Genomic DNA, 26,705 nt, shown 5'->3' on the forward strand with positions numbered 1-26,705 from the left:
TAAGTTGGAGTCATTACCGCAGTAATCTTCTGAATAACAATTTCATATTATTAAGCGTAATCATTATGCCTTATTTATTACTCACCCTGGCCGCTTGTTTTTGGGGCGGGAATTATGTGGTTGGCCATTTGTTGGTTAGCCTGGTCGATCCTGTTTTATTATCTTCGGCACGCTGGATATTAACCGCGATACTGCTGGTGGCGCTGTACCATAAGCAGATTGGCGAGCAGTGGGCCGCGATGCGGCGCTCTTTCCACATCATCACTTTCCTCGCATTATTCGGTCAGGTATTTTTCCCGCTGACTTTATACATCGGGCTGCAATATACTTCTTCACTCAATGCGGCTATTTATTTATCTACCACCCCAGCGTTGGTACTATTAATTAATAAGGTGGTTTTTAAAGAACAAATATCAGCTCAGAATATTATCGGCGTGATTATCAGCTCACTTGGGGTGATATGGCTGGTGATGCAGGGGGATTTATTGCATCTGGATACGCTCAAAAATCTCAACCGCGGAGATGTGTGGACGATGGGGTCCGCCGCGAGTTGGGCCGTCTATTGCGCCTTTTTACGCATTAAACCTCAGGAAGTCAGAGGAAATGCGTTCGTGGCGGTGAGCGCAACGATAGGAGCAGGGGTCCTTGTTCCTATATTGATTTTCTCGATGGCAAGAAACGGCATGCCAGCGGTCGCAGAATTCAGCCATAGCGACGTGATGATGGGTCTGCTGTATCTGGTTATTTTTCCTTCGTGGCTGTCGTATTTATTATGGAACAAAGGGATTCAGGCCATCGGTGCAACGCGGGGCGAGGTTTTCTCTCATATTATTCCGTTAAGTGGGGGCTTATTCAGCGTGTTATTTCTCAGTGTGCCACTGCATTCGTTCCATCTGGTCAGCGCGTTGCTGATTGTTTGCGGCATTGCGCTTTGCTCCAGCAGGCGGGCAGAAAAAACGCTTAGCGCCAGCCACCCCTAAGCCAGGAGGGGCCACAGAGAAGACTGTGGCCTCCTTGTGGTAGCGATTAGGCTTCAATCAGCTCCACACCTGCTTGCTGCATCGTCGCGAGTGCCACCTCGGATTTCAGTAGCTGTTCTGGTAACACAAAGCCGGTGAATGAACTTTCAAACATGGCTTCAATTACGGTGACAACACCTAACGCCGTAAAATGCGCCTGCCCTTGAGGATCGGAGGCGATAATCCGTTTTGCTTCCGGAACGCCGGAATCATTAATACCCTGCATATCAACATACAGTTCTACTGATGCCTTAGCCGATTTTCGCTGACCTTCTGAAATTCCCATGGCGACATCCAGCCTGATATTTTCTGCATTTGTCATGGCGGCAACCGCGCTGACATCCAGAATACCAAACGGGGTCGTTTCCGCACGTTCTCCACTGATAAGGTCAATCTCATCCTGCGCAGAGGTATAGCGCCAGATTCCCTCTTCCCGAACAAACGCTGGAGCAAGTTCCTGAGTCAGTTCATGCTCGGTGACGGCGCCGATAGGATCCTCAGGGTCGTGTAATGCCGTCAGGCGTACGCTATCGATGGAACTAAACTGGCGGCTAAGCTTATCAACCAGTGGTAAAAACATTCCGGCTTCGTAATAGCCTAATGGTACGACTGGCGAGGTGGCCTGATATTGCATCGCCATATTGAGCAGCGGAGCATAGCCATCGGCGGTACCGATGGTAATATCGATAAAAGCAATATTATGGCGAATAGCGAATTCACCGAGCGCATGTTTAGGGTCGGGAACCGCGCTGATAATGAGCTGGGATGTTGCTGCAAGCTGCGGGATCTCTCCGCTAAGCAAATCAAGAGAAACGGTTAGGGCATTACCTAATTTTGCGGCCAGCGCTTCGCCTTTTTGCGGCGTGCGGCCAGCCAGAATTAGCGTTGATTCCGGGAAACGAGCCCGCAGTTGTGTCGCCAGATTGCCGCCAATCATTCCGTAGCCACCGGCGATAAAAATTTGCTGTGCCATTTTGATAGTCATCATCTTTCCTCATCGAAACGTTGCTGATGACGAGACTTTAGAGCATAAATACGCTTTAATTAAGCTCATTAAATTTGATGGGTTAGTGAGTTTTAATCATCAATGAATACTAAAATTTCCGATTTTGAGCCTTTCATCGCGGTTGCAACCTTTCGCAGTTTCCGGCTCGCAGCGGAGGCGGCGGGAGTGACTTCTTCAGCAATGAGTCACTCTATTCGCCAGCTCGAGGAACGGTTAAAGATCCGCTTATTTAATCGCACCACCCGCAGCGTTTCACTGACGGATGCCGGGCATAAGCTATTTGAATCACTCTCACCGTTATTCAGCAGTGCGAGGGAGGCCGTTGAAGCGATAAATGATTACCGGACCACGCCCATCGGTACCCTGCGGATTAATGCCGTCAGGCTGGGGGGACGCTACCGGCTTGCGCCATTAGTCGCCGGGTTTAGCCGACAATATCCGGATGTCAGGGTCGAAATCATCCAGGACGATAATCTGGTTGATATTGTGAGCAGTGAATATGATGCTGGCGTCAGGCTTAGTGAACTCATTGAAAAAGATATGATTTCTATTCCATTGGGCAAGCCGATTCGCTACGCCGTTGTCGCCAGCCCTGAGTATCTTAAAACACGCACCAGACCTCAGCGGCCACAGGATCTGCTGGAGCATTCATGCATCCAGTTTCGTTATCCCGGTGGGCGCAGCTACCAATGGCAATTTGGTGGGGATAAAGAACGCCTCGAAATAAATGTGCAGGGGATGTTTGAGGTAAACGATCTCGACATAGCGTTGCGTCTGGCACTTGAGGGGGCGGGAGTGAGCTATGTGCTTTATGAAATGGCCGAGCCTCATTTACGCGGCGGCGAGCTCATCTCGTTACTTGACGAGTGGCTGCCGGAACTGCCCGGGTTCTATCTCTATTATTCCAACCGGAAATATTCTTCCGCAGCATTTCAGGCTTTTGTCGAATATATAAAAGCCCAGCGTTAATTTTAGCTCTGCGGTGCTTCTACGGTGGGTCTACTGGCGTTATAAGCCGCATGAGCCCAAAAAAAAAGCCACCGGGCATAACCCGGTGGCCTTTTATTCCTGGCACTGAATCAGGCCAGCACTAAATCACCCTGCGGATGGCAGGAACACGCCAGCACATAGCCTTCAGCAATTTCCGCGTCGGTCAGCGTCATGGTGCTGTTGACCGTATACTCGCCGGAAACCACTTTGGTTTTGCAGCAACCGCACACGCCTGCGCGACAGGCGGCGACGACCGGTACTTTATTGCTTTCCAGCGCGTCGAGCAGAGTGGTGCCAACAGGTGCGTAGAACTCTTTCGCCGGTTGCAGCTTGGTGAACTTCAACCCACCGGCTGCCGCTTCGGCAACCGGAGTGAAGAACTTCTCTTTGAAGAAGCGAGTCACGCCCAGCGCTTTCACCTCTTTTTCCACCAAATCCATATACGGAGCAGGGCCACAGGTCATCACGGTGCGAGAAGCCAGGTCCGGCACGCTTTGCAGCAGCGCGGTGCTCAGGCGACCGGAAACAAAACCATGGGTCGCATTGTTTTCCGCCACCAGCGTCACCGGATATTGACGCCATTCGTCGGCAAAAATCACATCTTCCGGTGAACGGACGTTGAAAATAACCTGCACATCGGCCTGCGGGCGGTATTTTGCCAACCAGCGACGCATTGACATGATTGGCGTAACGCCACAGCCTGCGGCCAGCATCAGGAACTTGTCTTCCGCTTTATCATCACAGGTGAAATCACCCATTGCGTCGGATAGCCAGATGTAGTCGCCGCGCTTCACGTCACGGGTCAGCCACTGTGAACCGGCACCGTCGTCAATCCGGCGGACGGTTAGCGTGATGTACTCGCTGACGCCCGGCGTTGACGAAATGGTGTAAGCACGCAGGGTTTCCGCGGAGTTACGTACGCTAACCAGTGCATATTGCCCAGCACGATAGGGATAAGCGTCGTGACACAGCAACGAAATCGTCCATACGTCCGGTGTTTCCTGGTGGATGTGATGAACCTGCATCCGCCATGGGCACTGATGAGTTGGCATTGTCATTCTCTACTCCTTACGCGCTCAGCAGCTGCTTCATATCTTCTTCAACGGTGGTCACGGAACGCAGACCAAATTTCTCGTTGAGAACAGCCAGCAGATCCGGCGTGAAGAAGCCTGGTGCGGTTGGGCCAGTAACGATGTTTTTCACGCCCAGGGACAGCAGGGTCAGCAGAATAACAATCGCTTTTTGTTCAAACCAGGAGAGCACCAGCGACAGCGGCAGATCGTTGACGCCACAGCCCAGTTTCTCTGCCAGGGTAACGGCCAGGATGATGGCGGAGTAAGCATCGTTACACTGACCGGCGTCGATAAGACGCGGCAGGCCTTCGATATCACCGAATTCCAGCTTGTTGAAACGGTATTTACCGCAGGCCAGGGTCAGGATCAGGCAGTCATCCGGTACGCTGGTGGCGAAATCGGTGAAGTAGTTACGTTCACCGCGCGCGCCGTCGCAGCCGCCGACGAGGAAGATGTGACGTAGTTTTTCGCGGCTCACCAGATCAATCAGGGAATCAGCCGCACCCAGCAGCGTCTGGCGACCGAAGCCGACGGTGATCAGATGTGGAATTTCGCTGTATGGGAAGCCTGCCATCTGCTGCGCCTGGGCGATAACCGGAGCGAAGTCGTCACCTTCCAGGTGGCTTACGTTCGGCCAGCCGACGATGCTACGGGTCCAGATACGGTCGTCGTAAGCACCAATGGTTGGGTCGATGATGCAGTTAGAGGTCATCACGATTGGGCCTGGGAAGCGGGCGAACTCAACCTGCTGGTTCTGCCAGCCGCTGCCGTAGTTACCGATCAGGTGTTTGAATTTACGCAGTTCTGGGTAACCGTGGGCTGGCAGCATTTCACCGTGGGTATAGACGTTAACGCCGGTGCCTTCGGTTTGTTCCAGCAGGTTGTACAGATCTTTCAGGTCGTGACCGGAGATCAGGATGCATTTGCCTTCGGTCGCTTTGACGTTGACCTGAGTTGGCGTTGGGTGGCCGTATTTGGTGGTTTCACCGGCGTCCAGAATGCTCATCACTTTGAAGTTCATCTGGCCAATTTCCATTGAACACTCCAGCAGAGCGTTCATATCGGAAGGCCAGGTACCCAGCCACGCCATAATTTTATGGTACTGAGCGTAAATTTCGTTGTCGTACTGATCCAGAACGTGGGCGTGCTCCATATAAGCCGCCGCGCCTTTCAGGCCGTACAGGCAAAGCAGACGCAGGCCGAGAATGTTCTCGCCGATGGTGGCTTTGTCTTTGTTTGGGGTGAATTCGGCAGCCTGCTGCTGCAGAGCGCCCAGATCATCGCTCGCCAGCTGCAAATCAGCCATTGGGTTGCTGACGGAGGCATTGGCGTCGACGGCCAGGCACTGTGCTTTCAGCGCTTCACGCATGGCGATAGCTTCACGCGCGTAGCCGACGATACGTGGGGAGTCGAAGTTAACGTTGGTCAGGGTAGAGAAGAACGCGCGCGGGGCAAAGTTATCGACATCGTGGCTGATGATGCCGTATTCACGCGCTTTCACTGCCCATGCGGACAGACCTTGCAGGGAGGCAATCAACAGATCCTGGAGATCGGAAGTTTCAGCGGTCTTGCCGCACATACCCTGTGCGTAAGAGCAACCGTTCCCTGCCGGAGTACGGATGGTTTGTTCACATTGCACACAAAACATGGTCACACCTTTTTAAAGTTATATTTAATATACATGTTTAAGGGTAAGCCTGTACCACAGCCTTGAAAAGCCATTTTTAGTGCAACTTAAAGGGAGGTTGATTTAGCGCAATTTTGGCGGCAGCAGGCGCTACCGCCTTCGGAGTATCAGGCGCTGAAGAACGCCATCATCAGAGGAACTAGCAGGCTGAGAATAAAACCGTGGACGATAGCCGGAGGCACCATTTCGACGCCGCCGGAGCGTTGCAGAACGGGCAGGGTAAAGTCCATGGAAGTCGCACCACACAGGCCGAGCGCCGTGGAGCGGCTGCGACGCACCAGCCCTGGGATCAGCATAATCGCGACCAGTTCACGTGCGAGGTCATTAAAGAAGGTGGCGCTACCAATAACCGGGCCATAGGCATCGGTCAGCAGAATACCTGACAGCGAATACCAGCCAAAACCGGAGGCCATTGCCAGGCCGGTTTTAATCGGCAGACCAAGCAGAAACGCGTTAATGACTCCAGCAACCATTGAACTGGCGACCACCACCAGGGCAATCAGCATCCCCCGGCGATTTAGCAGAATTTGTCGCAGTGTCATACCGCTATTTCGTAGCTGAATACCCACAAGGAACAAAAGGAATATCAGCGTATATTCACTGGCATCGGTAGCGTGCTGTAAAAATGAAAGACCGCTCAGGCCAAGGACGAAACCGGCAATAACCACAAAGCACAGCTTTAATGATTCCAGCGCCATGGCTAAACGGGAAGGTAATTTTTCCTGATGATGCGGATGTCCCCACGGGCGGATTTTTTCCAGCCACAACAATGCAGCGGTATTACAGGCCAGAATAACCACAATACTGATAGCAGAATAGTGGAGGATAGCGAGAAGGTTGGCGGTTAAATTATCCAGAAATGCCAGGCTTATCCCCATAAAGAAGAGAATAAGATACACAATCCAGCTGAGCAGCCGATTAATGAGCTGAAGAGCGCCGCGATGGCGAAGGGGAATGAGGTAGCCGATAATGAGCGGCACCAAAATAATGAGCAATCCGGATAACATAGCTGGCACTGTTCCTTGCAGTATTTAAATCGCGCAGAGACACTACCGAAAACCACATACTGAGTAAAGCCATCAAAAAAGAAAGACCCGGGAAACCCAGGCCTTTAATGTCTGTATCGTCTATCCGGACCTGGCGATGGCCTGTCCGGATGAGATAAATCACGGATACGTTATTTCTTTTCCAGCAGGGTGCGATAAATCAGGCCACCCAGAATACCTCCGATGATTGGCATGACCCAGAACAGCCACAACTGATCCAGCGCCCAACCGCCCTGGAAGATAGCGACCGCAGTACTACGCGCTGGGTTAACGGAGGTGTTGGTGACTGGAATGCTGATCAGGTGAATCAGGGTCAGCGCCAGGCCGATAGCAATCGGGGCGAAACCAGCCGGTGCGTTTTTATCGGTCGCACCATGAATAACAATCAGGAAGCCACAGGTCAGAACGATTTCAATCACGATAGCGGAAAGCATAGAGAAGCCGCCCGGTGAGTGTTCGCCATAGCCGTTAGACGCAAAACCGCTAGCCGCCGCGTCAAAACCTGCTTTACCGCTGGCAACGAGGTACAAAATAGCCGCTGCAATAATACCGCCGACAACCTGGGCAATAATGTAGCCAATGACTTCTTTAGCCGGGAAACGACCGCCGGCCCACAGGCCCAGAGTCACAGCAGGGTTAAAATGACCGCCAGAAATGTGTCCCACAGCATAAGCCATGGTGAGAACGGTTAAACCGAACGCCAGCGCGACGCCCGCAAAGCCAATCCCTAATTCCGGGAATGCTGCAGCCAAAACGGCGCTACCGCAACCACCAAATACCAGCCAGAAGGTGCCGAAGCATTCTGCAGCCAATTTTCTAAACATAACCACCTCGAATCAAAAATATTATCGTCACAAAGGATGACGACAGAAATTATACCTACCGAAAATGGGGGGAGGCATAGTCCGCGTTATTTTAAAAACTAACGTCATCCCTTAACCAGTTAAATAAATACGTGAACTTTGATGCAAAACAATGCGGTGTCATTCCTTAAACAATTTATTCTTCGAATTAGAGTGTAGTGCAATATTTTCGGAATAATCGGGTCAGGGTGACAAGGAGCGCACTTTATTACACTTAATGGTTAATAAATCAACATACGGTCCGGATCCGGGCTAGAGGGCGGATGTCAACCGCGGCGCATGCCGCTATACTGCCGATAAAGCAGGATGGCCGCTATCGTGTTACGGAGGATTTATGCTTCTTGAGCGTACCGAGATTGCCGGGTTTCGCGGCATTAACCGTTTATCGTTAATGCTGGAAGAGAATAACGTCTTAATCGGCGAGAACGCATGGGGTAAATCAAGCCTGCTGGACGCGTTAACGCTACTGCTCTCTCCACACGAGGGGCTGTACCATTTTGTTCATTCCGATTTCTGGTTTCCGCCAGGTGACATTGAAGGGCGGGAGCACCATCTTCATATCATTCTGACCTTCCGTGAAAATGAACCCGGTCGCTACCGCGGGCGTCGCTATCGCGGTCTATCTGACTGCTGGACGCTTTGCAATGATGGCTATCAACGCATTTTTTATCGTCTCGAAGGCGAGCTAGCCGCCGACGGCAGCGTGCTAACTCTGCGCAGCTTTATCGACGGCGATGGCCAGGCGCTGGAGCTTGATGATATTGATGCCAAAGTGCGGGAGCTGATTCGGCTGATGCCGGTCCTGCGCCTGCGTGACGCCCGTTTTATGCGGCGAATTCGCAACGGGACGGTGCCTAATGTGCCGGACGTTGAAATTACCGCCCGCCAGCTCGATTTTCTCTCCCGTGAACTGGTGACGAGCCCGCAAAATCTCAGCGATGGGCAAATTCGTCAAGGGCTGGCGGCGATGGGGCAACTGCTGGAGCACTACTTTTCCGAGCAAGGTTCAGGCCCGGCGATTCAGCGTTTAATGCGGCGTCGTTCGCATGATGAACAGCGCAGCTGGCGCTACCTTGATCTGATCAACCGCATGATTGATAAACCCGGAGCCCGTACCCATCGGGTGATCCTGCTGGGGATGTTCTCGACGCTTTTGCAGGCGAAAGGGACGGTCAGGCTGGATAAAGATGCCCGTCCGCTGCTGCTGGTGGAGGACCCGGAAACCCGTCTGCATCCGATTATGCTGTCGGTGGCGTGGAGCCTGCTCAATCTAATGCCGCTGCAGCGCATTGCCACCACCAATTCCGGTGAGCTGCTGTCGTTGACGCCGATGCAAAATGTCTGCCGCCTGGTGCGTGAGTCATCCCGCGTGGCGGCCTGGCGACTGGGTCCGGAAGGGATGAATGCCGAGGACAGTCGGCGGATCTCCTTTCATATTCGCTTTAATCGCGCCTCTTCGCTGTTTGCCCGCTGCTGGTTGCTGGTTGAGGGCGAGACGGAAACCTGGGTTATCAACGAACTGGCTCGTCAATGCGGCCACCATTTTGATGCCGAGGGGATTAAGGTTATTGAGTTCGCTCAGTCAGGCCTGAAGCCGCTTATCAAGTTTGCACGTCGTATGGGGATTGAATGGCATGTGCTGGTTGACGGCGATGAAGCGGGGAAAAAATATGCCGCGACCGTACGTGGGGTGCTCAATAACGACCGGGAACTGGAGCGCCATCATTTGACCTCGCTGCCTGCTCTGGACATGGAACACTTCATGTATAAGCAGGGTTTTTCAAATGTTTATCATCGCGTTGCGCAGCTGCCGGAAAATATACCGATGAACATGCGTCGGGTGATCACCAAAGCGATACATCGGTCATCGAAGCCGGATTTAGCGATTGAGGTGGCGATGGAAGCGGGGCGGCGCGGTATTGAGGCCGTGCCACCGCTGCTGAAGAAAATGTTTTCCCGCGTGGTCTGGCTGGCGCGCGGGAAGGCGGATTAACGCTGGACGGTTAAGGCAATCTGCTGCTGGAGGGTATCCAGCAGCTCATAGCGACGGCGATACTCAGCGCGTTTCTTACTGGCAATTTCTTCCATTGTTTTACGCGGCAGCGCTAATGGCAGCACGTAATCCCCTTCGGCATCGACCGTCGCACTCAACGATTCCCAGAAACTATTGTAATCCGCATGCAGTTTGTCGCGTTTTTTGCGGCGATAGCGCAGGCTGCGATAGATATGGGTTTCGTTACTCACGGCACGGACATGTTCTACCGAAAGCTGTGTGCCCAGCGTAAGTAAAGCATCGACCACCAGACGTTTTGGAAACAGACCGTGGCACGCTTTGGTTGCTACCTGTATCAACTGATGGGGAACATCGGCTTTCGCACCCTGCAATCCACCAATAAAGAAAGTGCTCATGCCATTGTACTGGCACAGCGTGAAAGTCAGCTCGGCCAGCACGGTATTGTCTTCATCGCGAAACGTCAGCGTAGCTTCACCTTCTTTATCCAGCATGGCGTCGGCGCCTAGGTAAATGCTATAGCGCTGGCCTTCTTTTCCTTCGATAGTTGTTAGCAGCGCGCCATTGGCTGACAGATAGCTACTGGCAATGTTATCAGGAAGCTTGTCGAGCATCTGCTGGTAGTGGCAGCACAAAGCATCGATAGTTTGCTGAGGACTCATGTGCGTTGATAGCCATGGGCGGTGCAGTCGGCAAGGTAGACCGGGCTGAACATTGAGGATTTGCATCAGCTGCGGCTGTTTGGTCAGGCTTTCCAGCAGTTTGCCGGTTGTGCGCGGGGCGCCAAGCGTACGCAGCAGAAACTTGCGGCGATAGGCAGGATTCTTCCAGGCCCGGCCCGGCGTTAACGCGCCGGTTGTCAGCAGTCTAAAAAGCTGCCAGCTCGACTCAGGTTGTGGTGGGGACGAAAGTGGAAGCTCGGCAACGCTAGACATAGGAAAAATCTCATTACAATGAAGGTTTTGCCTATTTAATCAACGTAATGTTCAACGACATTTCAACAAATGCAAAGATTATGGAGAAAATGTGGAGAATTTATTTTGTTGATGAATGGTTTAAGTTTCATCATTAACTTTCTTGTCTGTTTTTATGCGCCGATTACCCGGCGCATAAACAGATTTATCGTGCCCCGAACAGACCCGACATTTGCGTCTGAATTTCATCCAGCAGCAGATAACGGCGGCGGTACTCGGCGCGTTTTTTACTGGCAATTTCTGACTCATCCTTACGTGCAATTTGGATAGGGATATGGAAATAACCCTGCTTGTCGCATTCGCCGCCAACGGCCGCCCAGAATGTATCGTAATCAGACAGTATTTTTTTATTCTTATCCTGGTAACGTTCACCGCGGAAAATATGTACTTCGTTGCTGACGGCGAGAATTTGTTCAACCTGTAGACGTTCAGCAAATCGGCATACGGCTTCCATTACCAGACGTTTTGGGAATAGGCCGTGGCAGGATTTAGTGGCGTTTTGAATGGCCTCATGCGGTAGGTCGCGTTTACCACCCTGCAGCCCACCGATAAATAGCGTGCGCTTATTTTCATAGGCAATAATGCTAAAGGTCATTTCTGCCAACACATCGCCATCGCTATTACGCATCAGGATCGTACTATCGCCTTCTTTATCCAGATTGACCTGCATAGTCAGCTCAAAGGTAAACAGGTCACCATTTTTACCTTCGACGTTCGCCAGCGGTAAAGCCTGTGTATTCAGGTAGGTCGCTGACTCTTCTGAGGACATGACCTCAGACAACAGCGTATAGTGATAACGCAGCGCTTCCAGCACCTGATGACGGCTAAAATTCACCGCCAGATACGGGCGATGAAGGCGAACCGGCAGGCGGGGCTGTCGCGCCAGCAGAATATTCAAATTTGACCATTGGGACAGCTCGCCCATCCATTCACGGCTTAAACGTGGCATCAGCAAGGAACGCAGCATAAATTTGCGGCGGAAACTACGTTGATTCCAGAATTCACCTGGTCGCCATTGGCCGCTAAACAGGCTAAAAAAGAGGCCAAATGCGGAAGGTTGTTGGGAGGATTCGAATGAATTTTCGCTGAGCTGAGACATGGTTTACTATCCAGAAGTACGTTTTGGCGCTGATTTTAGCATTGACGAAATGAATCAATTAACAATACGCCGCCGTTGGCTACCACTTTTCGCAGTTTGTTTAACTCACGTTGAAGTTTGCGTTTACATTCTGTCGAGTGACTCGGAAATTTAGGATTTTTATGAACCTCAAGGGAAAATTTAAAAAACGGTACGCTGTCGCCATTATCGTTCTCATTGTTGCGGCTATTGCGCTCTGGAAAACGCTGAATGCGCCGTTGCCTAATTACCAGACGTTAATTGTGCGCAAAGGCTCCCTTGAACAGAGCGTACTGGCCACCGGTAAGCTTGATGCATTGCGTAAAGTTGATGTGGGGGCGCAGGTGAGCGGCCAGCTCAAAACGCTGTCGGTGAATATCGGCGATAAAGTAGTGAAAGATCAGCTACTGGGGGTTATCGATCCCGAACAGGCACAAAACCAAATTAAAGAAGTTGAAGCCACATTAATGGAGCTGAACGCGCAGCGTCAGCAGGCTGAAGCCGAATGGAAATTAGCCACTGTCACCTACTCCCGTCAGCAGCAGCTGGCGAAGACGCAGGCGGTTTCGCGCCAGGATCTGGATACCGCTGCGACCGAAATGGCGGTTAAAAAGGCGCAGATTGGTACTATTGACGCACAGATAAAACGCAATCAGGCATCTCTTGATACGGCTAAAACCAATCTCGATTACACCCGTATTGTGGCGCCAATGCGTGGCGAAGTGACGCAAATTACGACTCTGCAAGGGCAAACGGTTATCGCCGCCCAGCAGGCGCCAAATATTCTGACCCTTGCGGATCTCAGCACCATGCTGGTGAAAGCGCAGGTTTCGGAAGCCGATGTCATTCTCCTCAAGCCTGGGCAAAAGGCCTGGTTTACCGTATTGGGCGATCCGCTCACCCGCTACGAAGGCACGCTGAAGGATATTCTGCCGACGCCGGAGAAAGTTAACGACGCCATCTTCTACTATGCACGTTTTGAAGTTCCAAACCCGCAAGGCGTACTGCGACTGGAGATGACGGCGCAGGTACATATTCAGCTTAACGGCGTGAGCGATGTGTTGACCATCCCGCTGTCGGCGCTTGGAGATAGCGTTGGCGACAATCGCTATAACGTGCGGCTGTTGCGAAACGGTGAAGTGAAGACGCGTGAAGTGGTCATTGGCGCGCGTAACGATACCGATGTGGAAATCGCCAAAGGGCTGGAAGAGGGCGATGAGGTCATTACCGGTGAAGGTAAAGCCGGGGCGGCAAAATGACCGCATTGCTTGAACTGACGGATATCCGACGCAGCTATCCCTCTGGCGATGGCAGCGTCGAGGTGCTTAAGGGGATCTCGCTGCAGATTAACGCCGGGGAGATGGTGGCGATTGTCGGGGCGTCGGGGTCGGGTAAATCGACCCTGATGAATATTCTCGGCTGTCTGGATAAACCTACCAGCGGCACTTACCGGGTGGCCGGAACGGATGTGGCGACGCTTGATGGCGACGCATTGGCTGAACTGCGGCGTGAGCATTTTGGTTTTATCTTCCAGCGTTACCACCTGCTGTCGCATCTGACGGCGGCGCAAAACGTTGAAGTTCCGGCTGTGTATGCTGGCATGGAACGCAAAGCCCGGCTGGAAAGGGCCAAGCAGTTGTTACAGCGTCTGGGGATGCAGGACCGAGTTGACTACGCTCCGTCTCAGCTTTCCGGCGGCCAGCAGCAGCGAGTCAGTATTGCGCGTGCGCTGATGAACGGCGGTCAGGTGATTCTGGCGGATGAACCGACCGGTGCGCTGGACAGCCATTCCGGCGAAGAGGTGATGGCAATTCTCCATCAGCTTAAAGAGCAGGGCCATACCATTATCATCGTCACCCACGATCCGCTGGTGGCCGCTCAGGCTGAACGGGTGATTGAAATTCGTGATGGCGAAATTATTCGTAATCCTCCAGCGCGGGAAAGTCGCGTGGCGGCGCGAACGCCGGTGTTTCATAACGTGTCCGGCTGGCGGCAGTTCAGCAACAGCTTCCGTGAAGCGCTGTCGATGGCGTGGCGGGCGATGGTGGCAAATAAGATGCGCACGCTGCTCACCATGCTGGGGATTATCATTGGTATCGCTTCCGTGGTCTCGATTGTGGTGGTGGGCGATGCGGCTAAACAGATGGTGCTGGCGGATATTCGCGCTATCGGCACCAACACTATCGATGTCTATCCCGGCAAAGACTTTGGTGATGACGACCCGCAGTATCAGCAGTCGCTGAAATATGATGATCTGCTGGCGATTGAAAAGCAGTCCTGGGTCAGTTCGGTAACACCATCGGTATCGAAAAATCTGCGGATACGTGCGGGCAATATTGACGTTGCTGCCAGCGTACAGGGCATCGGCCAGCAATATTTTAACGTCTACGGCATGACTTTCAGCGAGGGGAATACCTTCAATGAGGTGCAGGCGGCGGAACGCTCGCAGGTGGTGGTGCTTGATAGCAACACCCGTCGTCAGCTATTCCCCAACAAAGCCAGCGTGATAGGGGAAGTCATCCTTGTGGGCAATACGCCAGCGACCGTGATTGGCGTGGCGGATGAAAAGCAGTCGATGTTTGGCAGCAGCAAAGTGCTGCGCGTGTGGTTGCCATATTCTACTATGTCCGGGCGCGTAATGGGCCAATCGTGGCTCAATTCGATAACCGTCAGGGTTAAAGAGGGCTACGATAGCGATGTGGCGGAGCAACAGCTGACCCGGCTCCTGAGCCTGCGTCACGGCAAGAAAGATTTCTTTGTCTGGAACATGGACAGCGTCTTGAAAACGGCGGAACGCACCACACATACATTACAGCTGTTCTTAACGCTGGTGGCGGTGATCTCGTTGGTGGTTGGCGGAATTGGCGTGATGAATATTATGCTGGTATCTGTCACCGAGCGGACGCGAGAGATTGGTATCCGCATGGCGGTTGGCGCGCGGGCAAGCAATGTACTGCAACAGTTTTTGATCGAGGCTGTCCTCGTCTGTTTGGTGGGCGGTGCGATAGGCGTGACGCTGTCGTTAATGATTGCGCTACTGCTGCAACTGGTGCTGCCGGGCTGGGAGATTGGTTTCTCGCCGCTGGCGCTGTTGACGGCGTTTATTTGCTCAACGTTAACGGGCGTGTTATTTGGTTGGCTACCGGCGCGGAACGCGGCGCGGCTTGATCCGGTGGATGCGCTGGCGCGAGAGTAATCGCATCAAAAGAAATGAAAAAATGCCAGTCAGAAGGGCTGGCATTTTGATAGCGGGATGTACACAATGGGGCAGTAAACTAGGCGACCGTTTCTGCTTGTGCTTCCACGGGAATAATAACGCTTGCGTGGTTGCCTTTCGGCCCCTCGTGGACATCAAAGTGGACGGACTGCCCGGCTTTTAATGTTCTGTACCCATCCATCTGGATGGTGGAGTAATGGGCGAAGATGTCCTCGCCACCGCCTTCCGGGCAAATAAAACCGAACCCTTTAGCATTGTTGAACCACTTAACAGTACCCATTTCCATACTTCGACATCCTTCGTAATTCTATTATACGTTTAATAAGTAGATGGAATGAACCGGTGGTGGAGTCAGGATTTGTATAAAACCTCACCAACTCTCGCCTGTACAATTTAGATATTTCGGACAGTGCGTCAAGCGTTTGAGGGGGGCGATAGGCGGAAAATGCATCAAAATTTGAAGCAGTTAACGCTATTGACGGGAATGTGACAGAGTTCGCGAATGGCAACTATAGGTGATAGCTATCTATGATCTACAGTAAATTCAGGACCTGTATACGCAGTAATGGGGAGCAACGTGGCGGGTGGGAAATGTTTTACAAGTCCCGCTAATCATCCGCAATCCCAGCGTGTAATCAGGCTCGTCAGCAGCAATAGATGACACCGACGATGATGACTGACAATGAGTAAGACCAGAGACTGGCTGGATTTCGACCAGCTTACGGCAGACAAACTTCAGGATGGGCTTAAACCCCCGTCGATGTATAAAGTGATATTGGTCAATGATGATTACACTCCGATGGAGTTTGTTATTGACGTGTTACAAAAATTCTTTTCTTATGATGTAGAACGTGCAACACAACTGATGCTAACGGTTCACTATCAAGGTAAAGCGATTTGTGGTGTATTTACGGCAGAAGTCGCCGAGACCAAAGTGGCTATGGTGAATCAGTACGCGAAGGACAACGAGCATCCATTGTTGTGTACGCTGGAACAAGCCTGATACAGGCATGAAAATTGGGGGAGGTGCCAATGCTCAATCAAGAACTGGAACTCAGTTTAAACATGGCTTTCGCCAGAGCGCGCGAGCACCGTCACGAGTTTATGACCGTCGAGCATCTGTTGCTGGCTCTGCTGAGCAACCCATCCGCCCGCGAAGCGCTGGAAGCGTGCTCGGTCGATTTGGTGGCGCTGCGGCAGGAACTCGAAGCCTTCATTGAACAAACCACGCCGGTACTGCCGGTCAGTGAAGAAGAGCGTGAAACACAACCAACGCTCAGCTTCCAGCGTGTTCTGCAACGCGCGGTCTTCCACGTCCAGTCATCCGGGCGTAGTGAAGTGACCGGCGCGAACGTCCTTGTGGCGATTTTCAGCGAGCAGGAGTCGCAGGCTGCGTATCTTCTGCGTAAACACGAAGTGAGCCGCCTTGATGTGGTGAACTTTATCTCTCATGGCACGCGCAAAGACGAGCCAAGCCAGCCTTCCGATTCAGGAACTCAGCAGTCTAACGAAGAGCAAGCAGGCGGGGAGGATCGTATGGAAAACTTCACCACCAACCTTAATCAGCTTGCTCGCGTCGGGGGAATTGACCCACTGATTGGCCGCGACAAAGAGCTGGAGCGCACTATTCAGGTTCTGTGCCGTCGTCGCAAAAATAACCCGCTGCTGGTCGGCGAGTCTGGCGTCGGTAAAACGGCGATTGCCGAAGGTCTGGCATGGCGTATCGTTCGCGGTGACGTGCCGGAGATCATGGCCGATTGCACCATCTACTCTTTGGATATTGGCTCGCTGCTGGCAGGAACCAAATATCGCGGTGATTTTGAAAAACGCTTTAAAGCACTGCTTAAACAACTGGAGCAGGATACCAACAGTATTCTGTTTATCGACGAGATCCACACCATTATCGGTGCGGGTGCGGCGTCGGGTGGCCAGGTGGATGCGGCTAACCTGATTAAACCGCTGCTTTCCAGCGGCAAAATTCGGGTTATGGGTTCGACCACTTATCAGGAATTCAGCAATATCTTTGAGAAGGACAGGGCGCTGGCGCGTCGTTTCCAGAAGATTGATATTACCGAGCCGTCGGTAGAAGAGACCGTGCAGATCCTGAACGGCCTGAAACCGAAGTATGAAGCGCACCATGACGTTCGCTATACCGCAAAAGCGGTGCGTGCAGCGGTTGAGCTGGCGGTGAAATACATCAACGACCGTCATTTGCCGGATAAAGCGATTGACGTGATCGATGAAGCAGGCGCGCGTGCGCGTCTGATGCCGGTGAGCAAGCGTAAGAAAACGATCAACGTGGCGGACATTGAATCCGTGGTTGCGCGAATTGCGCGTATTCCGGAGAAAAGCGTCTCTCAGAGCGATCGTGATACGCTGAAAAACCTCGGCAACCGTCTGAAAATGCTGGTATTCGGGCAGGATAAAGCTATTGATGCGCTGACTGAAGCCATCAAAATGAGCCGCGCCGGTCTTGGCCATGATCATCGTCCAGTCGGTTCTTTCCTGTTTGCTGGCCCTACCGGGGTGGGTAAAACGGAAGTGACCGTTCAGTTGGCGAAAGCAATGGGTATTGAGCTGCTGCGTTTCGATATGTCCGAGTATATGGAACGTCATACGGTGAGTCGCCTGATTGGTGCGCCTCCGGGATACGTTGGTTTTGATCAGGGCGGCTTGCTGACCGATGCGGTTATCAAGCATCCGCATGCAGTGCTGCTGCTGGACGAAATCGAGAAAGCGCACCCGGACGTCTTTAACCTGCTGCTGCAGGTGATGGACAACGGCACGCTGACCGATAACAACGGGCGTAAGGCTGATTTCCGTAACGTGGTGCTGGTGATGACCACCAACGCCGGCGTGCGTGAAACCGAGCGTAAATCAATTGGTCTTATCCATCAGGACAACAGTACTGACGCGATGGAAGAGATCAAAAAGATCTTCACGCCAGAGTTCCGTAACCGTCTTGACAACATTATCTGGTTCGATCATCTGTCGACCGACGTTATCCATCAGGTGGTGGATAAATTTATCGTCGAGCTGCAGGTACAGCTGGATCAGAAAGGGGTGTCGCTGGAAGTTAGCCAGGAAGCACGTGATTGGTTAGCCGAGAAAGGTTACGACCGGGCCATGGGCGCACGTCCAATGGCGCGCGTGATTCAGGATAACCTGAAGAAACCGCTGGCCAACGAACTGCTGTTCGGCTCGCTGGTTGACGGCGGCCAGGTGACCGTGGCGCTCGATAAAGAGAAAAACGAGCTGACCTACGACTTCCAGAGTGCGCAGAAGCACAAGCCGGAAGCGGCGCATTAAACGGCCGATGTTGGTGATGTAAATAAAAACCGGGCGAATAAAAGCCCGGTTTTTTTATTCTTAAATTTCAGGCAAAAAAATGCCCCGCAGTGAGCGAGGCATTATTCAGCAAAAAGCGCTCGGCATACGTTGCGCCAGACGCTCATTATCTGCGGTTATTAGCGACTACGGAAGACAATGCGGCCTTTGCTCAGGTCGTACGGGGTCAGCTCAACAGTCACTTTGTCGCCCGTCAGGATGCGGATATAGTTTTTGCGCATTTTACCGGAGATATGTGCAGTCACCACGTGTCCGTTTTCCAGTTCTACGCGGAACATGGTATTAGGTAACGTATCAAGTACGGTACCCTGCATTTCAATATTGTCTTCTTTGGCCATCTAATCCTCTGGGGTATCACTACCGTAATTTGAACCGGCAAGATAATGCCGAAGTTCATCAAGTAAGTAAAGAATTGTCCGTCTTAATCGGCGAAAGTCGTTTTTGCGCATCACCCTTTCACCACACAAGATAATCATGTGATGGGCGCAAACCAGGCCGGAAACAGCAGGATAAACGTGGGCGTTATCTGACTCGAATGATTCCCAAACGGCGGCGGGGCAAAAGGCAGAAGCGACTCTCGTCGGCAATTATATCATCCTGATGGAGATTGTGCTGAAAACATTTACGTTTCAGCTGAAAACAGGCGGCGCGGCACCCAGAATTTATCAGAAAGCGACCCGATTCGCAGATTATCCAGGTATTCCAGGTAGTCGCGGCGGGGAATTTCCACGGCGCCCAGCGATGCGGTATGACTATTAAGCACCTGGCAATCAATTAATTTACCGCCAGCCTGTCTAAATGCCTCACAGAAGACGTACAGCGCAGTCTTAGAGGCGTTCTCTGCACGGCTGAACATCGACTCACCGCAAAACAGCTCACCCATGGCAACGCCGTACATGCCGCCTACGAGCATGTCCCCTTGCCACACTTCGATAGAGTGCGCGTGACCGAGTTCATGTAAACGATGGTACGCCTGGCTGATGCTGGTGGTAATCCACGTGCCTTCGTGACGATCCTGCGCGCACCCGTCAATGACCTGGCTAAAGGCATAGTTAAGCGTGACGCGGTAAGGGGAGGTTTTATGGAACCGTTTCATGCTGCGGCTGAGATGGAACTGTTCAGGCCACAATACGGCGCGCGGGTCCGGCGACCACCACAGAATGGGATCACCCGGCGAAAACCATGGAAAAATCCCGCGCTGGTAGGCCATCAGCAGGCGCGCAGGGGCGAGATCGCCCCCTAAGGCCAGGAGTCCATTTGGTTCGCGTAATGCGCCCTCCGGGGAGGGAAATGCTATCGAGTGTCGGGAAAGCTGGACAAGGCGCATGCCGCGATGACCTCACGAAACAATGTTAACTAATCATAGTCTACAGACGCTGTTTAAACTGGTAGTAACGACCTTGTTTTGCCAGCAGTTCTGCATGATTACCTTGCTCAATAATTTGCCCGTTGTCCATGACAATAATCTGATTAAATCGCGCCAATCCGCGCAGGCGATGCGTCACCATCAGCAGGGTTTTATCACGCATCACGTCTGCCAATAATTCAAGGATTTGACTCTCAGTTGTGGCGTCCAAACCTTCGGTCGGTTCATCCAGCATCATCAGCGGAGCATCGTGCAGTAATGCGCGAGCAATGCCCAGACGGCGTAATTCACCGCCGGATAGCTGACGACCGCCTTCACCCAGCCAGGCATTCAGGCCTGCGTCATCAAGCAGTTTTTCGAGACCCGTGCGGCGCAGCACTTCGCTCAGTACCTCATCGCGGGCATCTGGCTTTGCCAACAGCAAGTTGTCGCGCAACGTGGCGCTAAACAGGTGTACACGCTGGGGGACCAGGCTCATGGTGCGGCGCAGGGTTGGCTCGTCAATGCTGCTTAGCGGCATATCGTTGAGTTTAATGCTGCCATGCTGAGGATCCCAGGCGCGGGTCAGTAGCTGTAAAAGCGTCGATTTGCCGCAGCCGGTGCGCCCGAGAATTGCAATATGTTCGCCCGCGTTAATGCGCAGCGAGAGATTATCCAGCGCGGGTTGCGACTGTTCAGGATAGGTGAATGACACCCGATCCAGCGTTAGCGCCACCTGCTGCGACAGAACGGTTGTTTGCGTGGGGAAAGTCACTTCCGGCTGCTGTTCCGTAATCTGGCTAACGCGAAGTGCCGAAGCGATAACCTGGCCCAAATGCTGGAATGCGCCTGTTACCGGGGCGAGTGCCTCAAAGGCCGCTAGCGCACAGAAGACAAACAGGGCAATCAGCGCGCCCGGCTGCATGTTATCGCCAACGCCGCCGGCGGCCAGCCACAGCATGGCGACCACCGCAGCTCCGCCGATAAGCAACATCACTGCCTGAGACAGTGCGGTGAGTTCAGACTGGCGACGCTGGGCGTCATGCCAGTTTACTTCGGTCTGCTCCAGCTGTTTACGATAGCGCTGGCTGGCATTGAAAATCGTCAGCTCAGCCTGCCCCTGTAACCAGCCGGTTAACTGTTGGCGATATTGCCCGCGGAGTGCGGTGAGTTGCTCACCGGCCGGTTTGCCGGCGCGGTAAAACAACGGCGGCAGTATCAGCAACGTTGCCAGCATAATCCCGCCCAGCGTGAGGGCTAACGTAACGTCCAGTACGCTCAGCCCGACGGTGACCACCAGAATCACTACCAGGGCACCAATCAGCGGCGAAATCACCCGCAGGTAGAGATGATCGAGGGTATCGACGTCTGCCACCATGCGGTTAAGCAGCTCCCCCTGACGAAAACGGGCGAGCCCGGCCGGGGAGAGCGGTAGCAGTTTGCTAAAGGTAAATACGCGCAGATGCTCGAGCACCCGGAAAGTGGCGTCATGACTCACCAGACGTTCAAAATAACGACCCGCGGTACGAATAATTGCCGCGCCACGAACGCCTGCCGCTGGCAGCATATAGTTAAAACTGTAAGCACCCGCAAACCCAACAACCGCCGAGGCTGACAGGAACCAGCCGGAGAGCGTCAGTAAGCCAATGCTTGCTAACAGAGTGACAATCGCCAGAATCACGCCGAGGCTTAGCAGCCATTTATGACGTTTGTAGAGCGCCAGATAAGGTAACAGTGCGCGCATTTAAATCTCCTCTTGACGATTAGCCAGCAGGCTGGTGAACACGCCGTTGGCATCAACCAGCTGTTGATACGTTCCCTGCTCAATAATCTGTCCGTTCTCCATCACCCAGATAACGTCCCAGTCCATTAATCCTTCAAGCTGGTGAGTCACCATCAGCGTGGTTTGCTGGGTGGACGCTTCGCTCAGCGCCTGCATTACGCGCTGCTCGCTATGGGCATCAAGGCTGGCGGCGGGTTCATCAAGCAACAGCAAACGGCACGGCGCGATCAGCGCACGTGCAACCGCCACACGTTGTGCCTGGCCGACGGATAAGCGAGCGGCCTGTTCACCAACCGCCGTGTCGACCCCGTCAGGAAGCTGCGGCAGGAACTCATTCACCCACGCTCTTTCCAGCGCGCTAAAAAGTTGGTCCTCACTTGCATCCGGATTCCCCAACAGCACGTTCTCGCGCAGCGTAGTGGCCGGAAGCTGCGGGTTTTGTCCCACCCAGCTCATCATGCGATGCCAGCCTTCCGGCTGGAGATGGTGAAGCTCGACGCCATTCACTTGCAACGAACCGCTGTAGGGCAAAAAGCCGGCCAGCGCGTTGAGCAACGAGCTTTTGCCCGAGCCGCTTTGCCCGACCAGCACCGCACGTTGTCCGGCGTTGAGGGTAAAGTTCAGCGGGCCGACGAGCATTTTGCCTTCCGGCGAGGTGATAAACAGATCTTTAGCGTGCAGCGTCACCGGTTCGCTGGTATCCAGAATCTGTTCACCTTGCTCCGGCTGTGCCAGCGGTGCTTCGAGGAAGGTTTTCAGACTGTCGGCTGCGCCCACGGCCTGCGCCTTGGCGTGATAGAAGGTGCCTAAATCGCGCAGCGGCTGGAAGAATTCAGGGGCCAGTATCAACGCCAGGAAACCGGAGAAGAGCGTTACCGTCATACCATAGCTGCCGAAATTCAGCTCGCCCAGATAGGAGAAACCAAAGTAAACCGCGACTAGCGCAATGGAGAGTGAGGTAAAGAATTCGAGCACGCCGGAAGAGAGAAAGGCGAGACGCAGCACTTCCATGGTCCGCTGACGGAAATCCTGAGACGCTTCACGAATGCTTTCTGTTTCAGCTTCACCGCGACCAAAAATACGCAGAGTATCCATCCCGCGCAAACGGTCAAGGAAATGGCCGCTCAACCGCGCCAGTGCGAGGAAGTTACGTCGGTTGGCATCGGCGGCGCCCATACCGACCAGTGCCATAAACAGTGGGATCAGCGGCGCAGTTACCAGCAGGATCAGCGCAGCTACCCAGTTTGATGGGAAAATAGCGACCACGATTAATAGCGGTACACACGCTGCCAGCGCCATCTGCGGTAGATAGCGGGCGTAGTAATCGTGCATATCGTCAATTTGTTCGAGGATAAGCGTCGCCCAGCTACCGGCAGGCTTGCCCTGAATCCAGGCCGGGCCCGCCTGCTGAAGTCGGTCCAGCACCTGACGGCGAATTTCAAAGCGGATATGTTGCCCCGCATGAAAGCCCACGCGCTCGCGTAACCACACCACCCAGGCACGGAGGATAAAAACCAGCACCAGCTGGATAAACGGCATCAGCAGTGCTTCGCGTGGGATATTCTCCATAATCATATGCTGAAGAATACGGGCCAGAATCCAGGCCTGGCCGATAATCAGGACGCCGCTGACGAAGCCGAGCAGTCGGGAGATCATCAACCAGCGGCGTGAAAGTACGCTTTGCTGTTTGAGCCAGCGGGTGAGTTCTTGTTGGCGACTTTTATTCATTGGGCGCTTAGCAGGTGGCTTATGGTTTTAGTTACGGGCGCGGCAATGTTACATCGCAGAAAAAATAAAGGCGACTTATCGTCGCCTTTTTTACTTTTGTTACTGACTTGTAAAGATTATTTGCAAGCGTCAGCCAGACCATCGAGGTAACGTTCTGCATCCAGCGCAGCCATACAGCCGGTACCCGCAGAGGTAATTGCCTGACGATAAATGTGGTCCATCACGTCGCCCGCGGCGAAGACACCCGGGATGCTGGTTTGCGTGGCGTTACCGTGAATACCGGACTGCACTTTGATGTAGCCGTTTTCCAGTTCCAGTTGGCCCTGGAAAATCGCCGTGTTCGGGCTGTGACCGATAGCCACAAACAGACCCGCCACATCCAGAGACTCAACGGCATCGGTATTGTGCGTATCGCGCAGGCGCAGACCGCTGACACCCATCTGGTCGCCGGTGACTTCGTCCAGCGTACGGTTGGTATGCAGCACGATATTGCCGCTTTCCACTTTATCCATCAGGCGCTTGATCAGAATTTTTTCCGCACGGAATGAGTCACGACGGTGAATCAGGTGCACTTCTGAGGCGATGTTAGACAGATACAGCGCTTCTTCAACGGCGGTGTTACCGCCGCCGATAACCGCGACTTTCTGGTTGCGATAGAAGAAACCGTCACAGGTTGCGCAGGCAGAAACGCCGCGACCTTTAAAGGCTTCTTCGGACGGCAGACCCAGGTAGCGGGCAGAGGCACCGGTAGCGATGATTAAGGCATCACAGGTGTATTCGCCGCTGTCGCCGGTCAGGCGGAACGGACGATTTTGCAGATCGACGCTGTGGATGTGATCGAAAAGAATTTCGGTCTCAAATTTAGTTGCATGCTCGTGCATACGTTCCATCAGCAGCGGACCGGTCAGGTCGTTTGGATCGCCAGGCCAGTTTTCCACTTCGGTTGTGGTGGTCAACTGACCGCCTTTTTCCAGCCCGGTAATCAGTACCGGTTGCAGGTTTGCGCGTGCAGCATAGACCGCAGCGGTGTATCCCGCAGGTCCAGAACCAAGGATTAGCAGCTTACTGTGTTTGGCCGTGCCCATGAGATCCCCATAATTGTTGGCAGTCATTGGTCTGGATTGTAGGGAATTTGTAGACGTAAAAAAAGAGCATCGCGATTTTGTTAACGATATGTGTAATAGAACAGACCGATTGATTGCTTGTTTTAACATCAATAAATATAACAATTTCTACTGTGCGCTGCGGAATTATAAGACGATTACATGTCAATCAAGCCGGGGTGTTAATGAATATCTGGCATGTTGTACTAAAAAAAGATGTTTTGCTTTGACAATCCCCTGTGCTTTTGCGACAACATTCAAGGAAGAAGAAAAGCAGTGTTTCGCGTGTGGTGAATTTTCATGCACGCAAATGCCATTTTTACCCGGTTCACTGAAATCTACGTATGGTGTGGACAGATATCATACGTGATGTCGGAGAGTGACCGCGAGGCGCCGGGGCTTCTCATACGCATACCCTGGGATATGCGTCGTTGCAGCAACAACGGCGTATTGAAATCGGGATAAGGCTCTGAACAGTGAAGTGACACAGAGTCAAGACAGGAGTAGGGAAGGAATACAGAGAGACAATAATAATGGTAGATAGTAAAAAACGCCCTGGCAAAGATCTCGACCGCATCGACCGCAACATTCTGAATGAGCTGCAAAAAGATGGGCGTATTTCGAACGTCGAGCTTTCCAAAAGAGTAGGACTTTCTCCGACCCCGTGCCTCGAGCGCGTACGTCGCCTGGAACGACAGGGTTTTATTCAGGGCTATACCGCGCTGCTAAACCCGCATTACCTGGATGCATCACTGCTGGTATTTGTTGAGATTACTCTGAATCGTGGTGCACCGGACGTGTTTGAGCAATTTAACACCGCTGTGCAAAAACTTGAAGAAATTCAAGAGTGTCACCTGGTTTCTGGTGATTTCGACTACCTGTTGAAAACGCGTGTTCCGGATATGTCGGCTTACCGTAAGCTTCTCGGCGAGACTCTGCTGCGCCTGCCGGGCGTCAACGACACCCGTACTTATGTGGTAATGGAAGAAGTCAAACAGAGTAATCGTCTGGTAATTAAGACCCGCTAAAACGGAACAGGTGCAAAATCAGCGCAGTTTGATTACACTCCTGTTAATCCATACAGCAACAGTGTCGGGGCAATCTGACACTGTTGTCCGTTTTTAGCATTTGGCACCTGGAGAGCCTTTCTTGAGCCAGGAATATACAGAAGACAAAGAAGTCAAACTGACAAAACTCAGCAGCGGACGCCGACTCCTTGAGGCGTTACTCCTTTTATGCGCCATTTTTGCCGTTTGGCTAATGGCAGCACTACTGAGCTTCAATCCTTCCGATCCCAGCTGGTCACAAACGGCCTGGCATGAACCTATCCATAATTTGTGTGGCGCCTCGGGCGCATGGCTTGCTGATACCCTGTTTTTCATCTTTGGCGTAATGGCTTATACCATTCCGGTGATTATCATTGGTGCCTGCTGGTTTGCCTGGAAACGCCGGGCAAGCGAAGATTACATCGATTATTTTGCCGTCTCGCTGCGTTTAATTGGCGTGCTGGCCATCATCCTGACCTCCTGCGGTCTGGCGGCGATCAACGCCGATGATATCTGGTATTTTGCATCCGGCGGCGTGATAGGCAGCCTGCTGAGTACCGCACTGCAACCGATGCTGCACAGCAGCGGCGGCACCATTGCGCTTTTGTGCATTTGGGCAGCAGGGCTGACGCTGTTTACCGGCTGGTCCTGGGTTAGCATTGCCGAGAAAATGGGCAGTTGGATCCTCAATGTTCTGACCTTTGCCAGCAACCGTACGCGTCGCGATGACTCGTGGGTTGAAGAAGACGACTACGAAGAAGACGAGTACGAAGAGGAAGAAGGGGATACAGCGGCGAAGTCGAAAGTGTCGCATGAATCCCGTCGCGCACGTATCCTGCGCGGTGCTCTGGCGCGTCGTAAACGTATCGCCGAAAAATTTGCGAACCCGATGGGGCGCATGACCGATGAAGCATTGTTCTCCGGTCGACGTATGGACGATCCGCAAGAAGCCGAGCGCTATGCGGCTAAAGCCGATCCGGATGATGTCCTATTCTCCGGCGCCAGCGCGACGCGCGCAGCGGATTACGATGAATTTGATCCACTGCTCAGTGGCCATACGGTGACGGAAACTATCGCCACCGCGGCGGCAGTCGCCACAGCACCCGCCTGGTCGGCAGATGCCGCTCAGCCAGCGCAGTTTGCTGGCGTTCAGCCAGGCATTACCCCTGATGTTGCATGGCAACAGACTACAACAGCAGAAAATAGGGCGCTGGAGCAGCATCCGGCTTACGAACAGCCGCAGTATGCTCAACCGCAGCAACCGGGTTACGAACAGCCACAGTATGCTCAACCGCAGCAACCGGCTTACGAACAGCCGCAGTATGCTCAGCCGCAACAACCGGCTTACG

At 53.0% G+C, this 26,705-nt stretch carries 22 protein-coding genes; 9 read left to right on the plus strand and 13 right to left on the minus strand.

Features of this window, described 5'->3' with window-relative positions; genetic code table 11:
- The first annotated feature begins 65 nt into the window (after window positions 1-65).
- Complete coding sequence (locus LZ634_RS07885; protein WP_234503742.1) at window positions 66-980, plus strand: DMT family transporter; 915 nt, start codon at window positions 66-68, stop codon at window positions 978-980.
- A 46-nt stretch (window positions 981-1,026) separates the two neighbouring features.
- Here the strand turns inward: LZ634_RS07885 and LZ634_RS07890 are convergent, their stop codons facing one another.
- Window positions 1,027-2,007, minus strand: coding sequence for a hypothetical protein (locus LZ634_RS07890; RefSeq protein ID WP_234503715.1), 981 nt, complete (start codon window positions 2,005-2,007; stop codon window positions 1,027-1,029).
- 99 nt (window positions 2,008-2,106) lie between these two features.
- Between LZ634_RS07890 and LZ634_RS07895 the strand changes: the two genes are divergently transcribed.
- A complete protein-coding gene (locus LZ634_RS07895; RefSeq protein WP_234503718.1) occupies window positions 2,107-2,994 on the plus strand; it encodes a LysR family transcriptional regulator in 888 nt (295 codons plus the stop codon).
- Between the two features lie 110 nt (window positions 2,995-3,104).
- Here the strand turns inward: LZ634_RS07895 and hcr are convergent, their stop codons facing one another.
- The 4 genes from hcr to aqpZ form a co-directional block, all read right to left on the minus strand.
- Entirely contained in the window at window positions 3,105-4,073 is a 969-nt protein-coding gene (gene hcr / locus LZ634_RS07900) for an NADH oxidoreductase (RefSeq protein WP_234503720.1), read from the minus strand.
- A gap of 10 nt (window positions 4,074-4,083) precedes the next feature.
- Window positions 4,084-5,736, minus strand: coding sequence for a hydroxylamine reductase (hcp, locus tag LZ634_RS07905; RefSeq protein ID WP_234503722.1), 1,653 nt, complete (start codon window positions 5,734-5,736; stop codon window positions 4,084-4,086).
- Window positions 5,737-5,882: 146 nt separating this feature from the next.
- Entirely contained in the window at window positions 5,883-6,782 is a 900-nt protein-coding gene (locus LZ634_RS07910; RefSeq protein ID WP_234503724.1) for a lysine exporter LysO family protein, read from the minus strand.
- 170 nt (window positions 6,783-6,952) lie between these two features.
- Window positions 6,953-7,645 carry an aquaporin Z gene (gene aqpZ / locus LZ634_RS07915; protein WP_234503727.1) on the minus strand — a complete coding sequence of 231 codons (693 nt, stop codon included), beginning with the start codon at window positions 7,643-7,645 and terminating at the stop codon, window positions 6,953-6,955.
- Between the two features lie 373 nt (window positions 7,646-8,018).
- Between aqpZ and LZ634_RS07920 the strand changes: the two genes are divergently transcribed.
- Window positions 8,019-9,677 carry an ATP-dependent endonuclease gene (locus tag LZ634_RS07920; protein WP_234503729.1) on the plus strand — a complete coding sequence of 553 codons (1,659 nt, stop codon included), beginning with the start codon at window positions 8,019-8,021 and terminating at the stop codon, window positions 9,675-9,677.
- Here LZ634_RS07920 and LZ634_RS07925 read toward each other — a convergent pair.
- Window positions 9,674-10,630, minus strand: coding sequence for a VirK/YbjX family protein (locus LZ634_RS07925; protein WP_234503730.1), 957 nt, complete (start codon window positions 10,628-10,630; stop codon window positions 9,674-9,676). The genes LZ634_RS07920 and LZ634_RS07925 overlap by 4 nt on opposite strands.
- 184 nt (window positions 10,631-10,814) lie before the next feature.
- On the minus strand, window positions 10,815-11,768 hold the full coding sequence (locus LZ634_RS07930) for a VirK/YbjX family protein (RefSeq protein ID WP_234503731.1): 954 nt from the start codon (window positions 11,766-11,768) through the stop codon (window positions 10,815-10,817).
- Window positions 11,769-11,929: 161 nt separating this feature from the next.
- Here LZ634_RS07930 and macA point away from each other — a divergent pair, with 161 nt between their 5' ends.
- Window positions 11,930-13,045 (plus strand): macrolide transporter subunit MacA, encoded by a 1,116-nt coding sequence (gene macA, locus LZ634_RS07935; RefSeq protein ID WP_234503732.1) that lies wholly within the window; start codon window positions 11,930-11,932, stop codon window positions 13,043-13,045.
- Window positions 13,042-14,982: a macrolide ABC transporter ATP-binding protein/permease MacB gene (macB, locus tag LZ634_RS07940; protein ID WP_234503733.1), complete on the plus strand. Its 1,941-nt coding sequence runs from the start codon at window positions 13,042-13,044 to the stop codon at window positions 14,980-14,982. The genes macA and macB overlap by 4 nt, the downstream gene beginning before the upstream one ends.
- Before the next feature lie 79 nt (window positions 14,983-15,061).
- On the opposite strand, the gene cspD is transcribed toward macB, so the two are convergent.
- Window positions 15,062-15,289, minus strand: coding sequence for a cold shock-like protein CspD (cspD, locus tag LZ634_RS07945; RefSeq protein ID WP_052284334.1), 228 nt, complete (start codon window positions 15,287-15,289; stop codon window positions 15,062-15,064).
- Between the two features lie 396 nt (window positions 15,290-15,685).
- Between cspD and clpS the strand changes: the two genes are divergently transcribed.
- Window positions 15,686-16,006 carry an ATP-dependent Clp protease adapter ClpS gene (gene clpS, locus LZ634_RS07950; protein WP_052284335.1) on the plus strand — a complete coding sequence of 107 codons (321 nt, stop codon included), beginning with the start codon at window positions 15,686-15,688 and terminating at the stop codon, window positions 16,004-16,006.
- A 29-nt stretch (window positions 16,007-16,035) separates the two neighbouring features.
- Entirely contained in the window at window positions 16,036-18,312 is a 2,277-nt protein-coding gene (gene clpA, locus LZ634_RS07955) for an ATP-dependent Clp protease ATP-binding subunit ClpA (RefSeq protein ID WP_234503735.1), read from the plus strand.
- 158 nt (window positions 18,313-18,470) lie between these two features.
- On the opposite strand, the gene infA is transcribed toward clpA, so the two are convergent.
- The 5 genes from infA to trxB form a co-directional block, all read right to left on the minus strand.
- The gene (infA, locus tag LZ634_RS07960) at window positions 18,471-18,689 is read right to left on the minus strand and encodes a translation initiation factor IF-1 (RefSeq protein WP_002211347.1); all 219 of its coding nucleotides are present in this window, start codon (window positions 18,687-18,689) and stop codon (window positions 18,471-18,473) included.
- 284 nt (window positions 18,690-18,973) lie between these two features.
- A complete protein-coding gene (aat, locus tag LZ634_RS07970; RefSeq protein WP_234503736.1) occupies window positions 18,974-19,678 on the minus strand; it encodes a leucyl/phenylalanyl-tRNA--protein transferase in 705 nt (234 codons plus the stop codon).
- A 40-nt stretch (window positions 19,679-19,718) separates the two neighbouring features.
- The gene (gene cydC, locus LZ634_RS07975) at window positions 19,719-21,440 is read right to left on the minus strand and encodes a heme ABC transporter ATP-binding protein/permease CydC (RefSeq protein WP_234503737.1); all 1,722 of its coding nucleotides are present in this window, start codon (window positions 21,438-21,440) and stop codon (window positions 19,719-19,721) included.
- Window positions 21,441-23,207 carry a heme ABC transporter permease/ATP-binding protein CydD gene (gene cydD / locus LZ634_RS07980; protein ID WP_234503738.1) on the minus strand — a complete coding sequence of 589 codons (1,767 nt, stop codon included), beginning with the start codon at window positions 23,205-23,207 and terminating at the stop codon, window positions 21,441-21,443.
- A 116-nt stretch (window positions 23,208-23,323) separates the two neighbouring features.
- A complete protein-coding gene (gene trxB, locus LZ634_RS07985; RefSeq protein ID WP_234503739.1) occupies window positions 23,324-24,292 on the minus strand; it encodes a thioredoxin-disulfide reductase in 969 nt (322 codons plus the stop codon).
- 551 nt (window positions 24,293-24,843) lie between these two features.
- On the opposite strand from trxB, the gene lrp reads away from it, so the two are divergent.
- Both lrp and LZ634_RS07995 read left to right on the plus strand, forming a co-directional pair.
- Window positions 24,844-25,338, plus strand: a complete 495-nt coding sequence (gene lrp, locus LZ634_RS07990) for a leucine-responsive transcriptional regulator Lrp (RefSeq protein ID WP_000228473.1) — start codon at window positions 24,844-24,846, stop codon at window positions 25,336-25,338.
- Window positions 25,339-25,459: 121 nt separating this feature from the next.
- Window positions 25,460-26,705, plus strand: a 1,246-nt coding sequence (locus tag LZ634_RS07995) for a DNA translocase FtsK 4TM domain-containing protein (protein ID WP_234503740.1), incomplete at its 3' end; no start/stop codon positions are given.

This window comes from Kluyvera intermedia (genome assembly GCF_021440345.1).
GTDB classification, from domain to species: domain Bacteria; phylum Pseudomonadota; class Gammaproteobacteria; order Enterobacterales; family Enterobacteriaceae; genus Kluyvera; species Kluyvera intermedia_A.